Origin of the sequence: Microcystis sp. M44BS1, assembly GCF_020244875.1 — a bacterium.
In the GTDB taxonomy this organism is placed as follows: domain Bacteria; phylum Cyanobacteriota; class Cyanobacteriia; order Cyanobacteriales; family Microcystaceae; genus Microcystis; species Microcystis panniformis.
The window spans coordinates 78,523-84,661 of record NZ_JADBVM010000079.1; the positions used below are offsets into that span (position 1 = coordinate 78,523).

The 6,139-nt window shown below is 47.2% G+C and carries 6 protein-coding genes and 1 pseudogene; 3 read left to right on the forward strand and 4 right to left on the reverse strand.

The window, feature by feature from the left end; genetic code table 11:
* Nucleotide 1: 1 nt before the first annotated feature.
* Entirely contained in the window at nucleotides 2-208 is a 207-nt protein-coding gene (locus IM515_RS05210) for a type II toxin-antitoxin system HicA family toxin (RefSeq protein WP_012266944.1), read from the forward strand.
* A gap of 100 nt (nucleotides 209-308) precedes the next feature.
* Here IM515_RS05210 and dusB read toward each other — a convergent pair whose 3' ends face one another.
* Entirely contained in the window at nucleotides 309-1,316 is a 1,008-nt protein-coding gene (gene dusB, locus IM515_RS05215; protein ID WP_287628038.1) for a tRNA dihydrouridine synthase DusB, read from the reverse strand.
* A 198-nt stretch (nucleotides 1,317-1,514) separates the two neighbouring features.
* Between dusB and IM515_RS05220 the strand changes: the two genes are divergently transcribed.
* A complete protein-coding gene (locus tag IM515_RS05220) occupies nucleotides 1,515-3,089 on the forward strand; it encodes a glucose-6-phosphate isomerase (protein ID WP_287628039.1) in 1,575 nt (524 codons plus the stop codon).
* On the opposite strand, the gene IM515_RS05225 is transcribed toward IM515_RS05220, so the two are convergent.
* Complete coding sequence (locus IM515_RS05225) at nucleotides 3,090-3,221, reverse strand: hypothetical protein (protein ID WP_287632674.1); 132 nt, start codon at nucleotides 3,219-3,221, stop codon at nucleotides 3,090-3,092.
* Nucleotides 3,222-3,280: 59 nt separating this feature from the next.
* Between IM515_RS05225 and IM515_RS05230 the strand changes: the two genes are divergently transcribed.
* Nucleotides 3,281-4,495 (forward strand): ABC transporter permease, encoded by a 1,215-nt coding sequence (locus IM515_RS05230; protein WP_287628040.1) that lies wholly within the window; start codon nucleotides 3,281-3,283, stop codon nucleotides 4,493-4,495.
* 5 nt (nucleotides 4,496-4,500) lie between these two features.
* Here IM515_RS05230 and hisD read toward each other — a convergent pair whose 3' ends face one another.
* The gene (hisD, locus tag IM515_RS05235) at nucleotides 4,501-5,757 is read right to left on the reverse strand and encodes a histidinol dehydrogenase (protein WP_002768240.1); all 1,257 of its coding nucleotides are present in this window, start codon (nucleotides 5,755-5,757) and stop codon (nucleotides 4,501-4,503) included.
* Nucleotides 5,758-5,827: 70 nt separating this feature from the next.
* Nucleotides 5,828-6,139 (reverse strand): annotated as a pseudogene (locus IM515_RS05240) (hypothetical protein); the annotation flags it as partial.

Below are 6,139 nucleotides of genomic sequence, written 5' to 3' on the forward strand. Positions count from 1 at the left end.
AATGAATGCTGACGAGGTTGAGCGCATATTACGCAAGTATAACTTTGAACTGATCTCTCAGAAGGGTAGTCATAGAAAATGGCGTGGCAGGGATCAAGATACTCAAGTTATCGTACCTTACCATCAAGGGAGAGATTTACCTACTGGAACATTGCGTAACATCATGATTACAGCCATGATCCCAGAGGGAGAGTGGAAATCTCCATAAACTTCATCTAAAGTTCATCTGTCTAACCAATCACTGCACCGTACCGAGAGTTAGACTAATAATATCATTCAAGGTTGATGATAACGGGTCAGTTCAACCGTTATCTGTAAATATTCTCGTTTTCAAGGTTTAATTGGGCAATAGCTCCATCAATTAAATCATAGCCCTCCCCCAGAGATTCGATGCGCGAAAACCGATCGCGCCAAACCGCCGCACCAGTAAAATCCTGACAATACCAAGCCAGATGTTTCCTGGCTTGCCAAATACCGCGTTGTCCCTTGTATAGCCATAGCCCCTGTAAATGCTCTTTAGCTAGGTTTAACAGGTCAATAGAGGTGGGTTTCGGCAACTTTTTGCCTGTTTTGAGGTAATAATCGATTTCCCCCACCAAATAGGGATAACCGAGGGTTCCCCGCGAACACATCACCCCATCGGCCCGAGTAAATTCCAAACAATTAATCGCCGCTTCCACAGAAACAATATCACCATTAGCAATGACAGGAATCGATAAAACCTCCTTCACCCGTTTAATCCATTGCCAATCGGCTGGCCCGTGATAACCCTGTTCCCTAGTGCGTGCGTGCAGGGTCAACATTTGCACTCCCGCATCTTCCAAACGACGGGCAAAATCGATAATATTAATCTCCTGGGCGTTCCATCCCAAGCGAGTTTTCACCGTTACCGGCACCGATACCGCTCCCACCACTTCCCTAACAATTTGCTCGGCAATTTCTGGCTGTCGTAAAAGGGAAGAACCGCCGCCTTTTTTAGTAATTTTATTAACAGGACAACCCATATTAATATCGATGGTCATCGCTCCTTCTTTAACCGCTTTTTCCGCCGCCACAGCCATAAAATCGGGACGGCAATCAAATAATTGCATACTAATTGGTTGTTCTTTGTCCCCGATAACCATCAATTGCGGTAACTCTTGCAGCTGGGAGATTTCTGTCGCATTAACCATCTCCGTATAGAGCATCGAATCAGGAGCAAAGCGTCTCACCAAGCGCCGAAACACTAAATCGGTGACACCAGATAAAGGTGATTGCAAGACGCGGCTATGCACTGCTAAATTACCGATTTTGAGAGGGGATGAGTAGATAGCCATAGAACCAGTTAAAAAATCAACAGCCAACACCAGCAAACCGAACAATTAGGGAATAGTTCCGTCACTGTTAACATTTTGCCAACCCCTAATATATGCTTAACCGTCAACTTCTAGCCTAAAACTACCTGTATGATGATTGCAGAGGATAAAATCTTATCTCTCCTAAACGAGTAATTAAACAAAAATTTCGCTTTTTTTATGGATAATCTGCAACTCTGGCAACGTTACCAAGATTGGTTATACTATCACCCTAACCTAGAACTTTATCTCGATGTCAGTCGGATTCCCTTCGATGAGGCTTTTCTCAAAGGTCTAGAAGCAAAATTTCAGCGTGCTTTCCAAGATATGGCAGCTTTAGAACGGGGTGCGATCGCCAATCCCGACGAACAGCGTATGGTCGGCCACTACTGGCTGCGCGCTCCTGAACTCGCTCCTAACCAGGAATTGCGGGCCGAAATCACCGAACCCTTAGCACAGATCAAAGAATTTGTCAAGAAAATTCACTCCGGAGCGATTAAGCCGCCCAATCGGTCAAAATTTAGCCATATTCTCTGTGTAGGCATCGGGGGGTCTGCTTTGGGTCCCCAATTCGTCGGTTCGGCTCTCTCCCCCCTTAATCCCCCCTTAGAGATTGCTTTTATTGATAATACCGACCCCAAAGGCATCGATCGCACCCTAGCCCATTTACCCTTAGCTACCACTCTCGTTATCGTCACCAGTAAATCCGGCGGCACTCCCGAAGCGAGAAACGGAATGTTAGAGGTCCGCAACGCTTACGAAAAACTGGATTTAGACTTTCCGCAACACGCGGTCGCCGTCACCATGCCGGGTAGCCAACTGGACAAATACGCCCAAGATTGGCTAACTCGTTTCCCCATGCAGGATTGGGTCGGTGGTCGTACATCAGAACTATCCGCTGTCGGTCTTCTCCCGGCCGCTTTGCAGGGTATCGACATTGATGAAATGTTAGCCGGGGCCAAAGAAATGGACATCGCCACCCGCGTCCATAACCTGAAAAAAAATCCTAGCGCCCTACTGGCTCTAGCTTGGTATCATGAGGGCAATGGCAAGGGAGAGAAAGATATGGTGATTCTGCCCTACAAAGACAGTCTCTATCTCTTTAGCCGCTATCTGCAACAATTGGTCATGGAGTCCCTCGGTAAAGAAAAAGACCTCGATGGTAATACGGTGTACCAAGGGATCGCCGTCTATGGTAACAAAGGTTCCACGGACCAACACGCCTACGTCCAACAATTACGCGAAGGTGTTCCCAATTTTTTCGCTACTTTTATTGAAGTGTTAAAAGACCGGCAAGGAGATTCGATAGAAGTGGAAACCGGCTCCACTGCTGGCGATTTCCTCTCAGGATTACTGCAAGGTACTCGACAAGCTTTATACGAAAATAGTCGTCACTCTATCACTATCACTATCCCAGAGGTTACTCCCCGTCAGGTAGGGGCCTTGATCGCCCTCTACGAACGGGCCGTTAGTTTCTATGCTAGTTTAGTTAACATTAACGCCTACCATCAACCCGGGGTAGAAGCAGGGAAAAAAGCCGCCGCTTCTATTCTGGATTTACAAAGAAAAATCGTGCAAGTTGTTCGGGAAACGGGAACTTCTCTTGACCTAGCCACTCTAGCGGCCAAAATCGGCGCTAGCGACCAAGTTGAAGCTATCTATAAAATTGTCCGTCATCTCAACGCTAATCGGCGCAGTTTAACTATTACCGGCGATTTAAGTAAACCAGAAACGATCCAAATCTCTGCCCGCTAATCAGTCGTCGGGAGACAGGAGACAGGTGTTGGGGTTTTGGGGTTTTGGGGTGATAGGATTTTGGGGTGATAGGGTGATGAGACAGCTTCCCCACTTCCCACTTCCCACTTCCCCACTTCCCCACTTCCCCATCTCCCCAATTCATAATTCATAATTCATAATTCATAATTCCCCACTGAATATAACTAACCATGGAAATGCTCGAAAACCTGAAAATGGCTTTTTCCGCTTTGATGGGCAATAAACTGCGTAGTGGTCTGACCATGCTAGGAATTGCTATCGGTAACGCCTCCGTCATTGCCCTAGTGGGAGTGGGTGAAGGAGCGCAAAAAGTTGCTATCGAGCAGTTTGAAGCCCTCGGTCCGAATGTTTTATTTGTTTCCACCTCTTCGCGCAATGTCCGGCGGACAATTCCTAATCCCCGGCCGCTCACCTACGAAGATGCTCAAGCGATCGCATCTCAAGTTCCCGCCATTGCCGCCATTTCTCCCGAATTGAGCGGTAAAAAAATCCTATCCTTCGGTAATAGAACCAGTAATAGCCCCCTAATCGGGGTGGGAGCCGAGTACCTAAACGTGCGTAACCGTCAACTATCTAAAGGTAGATTTATTATGGAATCTGACCTGAAACGGGATAATCGCGTGATTGTCTTGGGATCGGAATTAGCTAAAAATCTCTTTGGTAATCGCGACCCCGTCGGCGAAAATCTTCGCATCGGCAATCTTAGTTTTCAAGTCATTGGAATTTTACAGGCGAAAGGCTCCTTATTTGAGGCTAATCAGGACGATCGAGCTTTAATTCCCCTAACTACCATGTCTAATCAGGTTCAAGGCCGCAGAGCTATCTTTGGCATTCCCCTGACTCATATTTCTGTCTTGGCCAAAAACTCCGCCCAAATTAAAGCCGCCCAGTTTCAGATTAGCAACCTGCTGCAAATGCGTCATCAGGTCAGCGACGAGAATTATGTGCAGATTTTCCCCCAAACCGCAGTCCTAGAAATGGCCAAAGAAACTAACGATAGTTTAACTAGAATGTTAGCCTCGATCGCTAGTATTTCTCTTTTTGTCGGGGGAATCGGTGTCATGAATATTATGCTCGTGTCAGTCACGGAAAGAACCCAAGAAATCGGGTTAAGAAAGGCTTTAGGAGCGAAAGAAGGGGATATAAAAGGTCAATTTCTGATTGAATCGGTGATTTTAGCCACCACTGGCGGAATTATCGGGATTTTTGTCGGCATTCAAGGAATGTATCTAGCGGGAATTTTTGCTGCTTTAACCACCAGTGTCTCAATCCCTGCGATAATTCTCGCTTTAGGAGTTTCCAGCGCCATCGGTCTGATTTTCGGTGTTGTTCCCGCTCATCGTGCCGCTAAATTAGACCCAATCGTTGCTTTGAGAAGATTATAGTTTTTCTAGTTCTTGTCCTGACCTCGGGATTCTATACCCGCATCCGTTGCCGTAAAGCCCTCCGCTTGCGCTAATATTTGCAAATTATGGGCTATGGAGGCGAAGGAATCGGCAGGATATTCGATCAAAGTGGCGGAATCGAGAAAAGTTTCCACTCCCACGGGACAACCTAAATAATCGGCCACCGCTTTTGGAGTAGTAGAACCAAGGAGAATAGTTCCCGATTGTCTCACAGAAGATAGCTTTTCCCAAGGTTCATCGATCATTAAGGATAAATGGGTGGGAGCAAAAAGATTCGATAATTCGATCGCTTTTTCCAATGACTCCACCACCACGATTAAACCATAATGAGCGATCGCTTTTTCCGTTAACAATCTCTGGGGATGTATCTGTAACTGTTTTTGCACTTCTTCCTGTACTATTAAAGCCAAAGCCTTATCCGTCGTCAATAAAATCGCTGCCGCTAGGGAATACTGTTCCGCTTGCGCTAATAAATCTAGGGCTAACTGTCTGGGATTAGCTTGATTATCGGCAATAATAACCAAATCAGAAGTAATAGAGAGATAATCGATTTTTACATGGTCAGAAACCAGTTTTTTAGCCAAATTAGTATAAAAATCACCTATTCCGGCAATCATCTCCACGGGAGCGATCGTTTTTGTGCCGTAGGCTAAAGCGGCGATCGCCTGTGGTCCAGCCACCCGATAAATCTCACTAATACCCACCGATTGGGCTGCCACTAAAATCGCCGGATGGATGCGTAAATCCTCATCGGCGGGGGATACCATGACAATCCGTTTAACCCCCGCTATTTTGGCAGGAATCGCCTGTTGGAGCAATAAACTGAGATAGGCTCGTTTACCATCGGGAACGACAATTCCCACACTGTTAATCGGTTGATAACGTTTCCCTCGAACTGTACCATCCTCAGGAAACTGCACCCAAGCTTTGGGAAGACGCTGACGATGAAAAGCCTCCATTTTTGCACAGGCAACAGCGATCGCATTTAATAAATCCTGGGACACCTGTTGATAAGCAGCATCCAGATCCGAGCCACTCACCTTCAGTTGTTGTAGATTAAGGGACTGTTGATAGAATTTTTGCGTGTAATCCACTAACGAGCGATCGCCAGAAAGTCGCACCTGCTCGACAATCTCTCGGACAAGCGATTCTTTTTCCCGAATTTCCGGATCGTCGAACCGTTCCCGAATTCGTCTCAGTTCCGTTCTGGCTGACCATGGCTCTGTGATAATTCGCAACATCGAGCTATTATCCTCTAGGGGCGAAACGAGATTAAAAGGTTTTCACTTCTCACACTCTAGCTTATCGCTTTCAATCTTGACCGGGGAGGGAGACGAAGTCGGTTATTTTAGCCGTCGGTAGGCAGGAGTCAGGAAATAGGGTGATAGGGTTTTGGGGTGATAGGGTTTTGGGGTGATAGGGTGATGAGACAGCTTCCCCACTTCCCCACTTCCCCACTTCCCCATCCCCCCACTTCCCCATCCCCCCACTTCCCCATCCCCCCACTTCCCCATCCCCCCACTTCCCCATCCCCAGACTTCCCCATCCCCCCACTTCCCCATCCCCCCACTTCCCCATCCCCAGACTTCCCCATCCCCCCACTTCCCCATCCCCCCACTTCCC

What these genes read in the sequence shown, in the direction of transcription:
- IM515_RS05210 (WP_012266944.1), top strand. Translation starts at nt 2, where the DNA reads ATGAATGCTGACGAGGTTGAGCGCATATTACGCAAGTATAACTTTGAA.
- dusB (WP_287628038.1), bottom strand. Translation starts at nt 1,316, where the DNA reads ATGGCTATCTACTCATCCCCTCTCAAAATCGGTAATTTAGCAGTGCAT.
- IM515_RS05220 (WP_287628039.1), top strand. Translation starts at nt 1,515, where the DNA reads ATGGATAATCTGCAACTCTGGCAACGTTACCAAGATTGGTTATACTAT.
- IM515_RS05225 (WP_287632674.1), bottom strand. Translation starts at nt 3,221, where the DNA reads ATGGGGAAGTGGGGAAGTGGGGAAGTGGGAAGTGGGAAGTGGGGAAGC.
- IM515_RS05230 (WP_287628040.1), top strand. Translation starts at nt 3,281, where the DNA reads ATGGAAATGCTCGAAAACCTGAAAATGGCTTTTTCCGCTTTGATGGGC.
- hisD (WP_002768240.1), bottom strand. Translation starts at nt 5,757, where the DNA reads ATGTTGCGAATTATCACAGAGCCATGGTCAGCCAGAACGGAACTGAGA.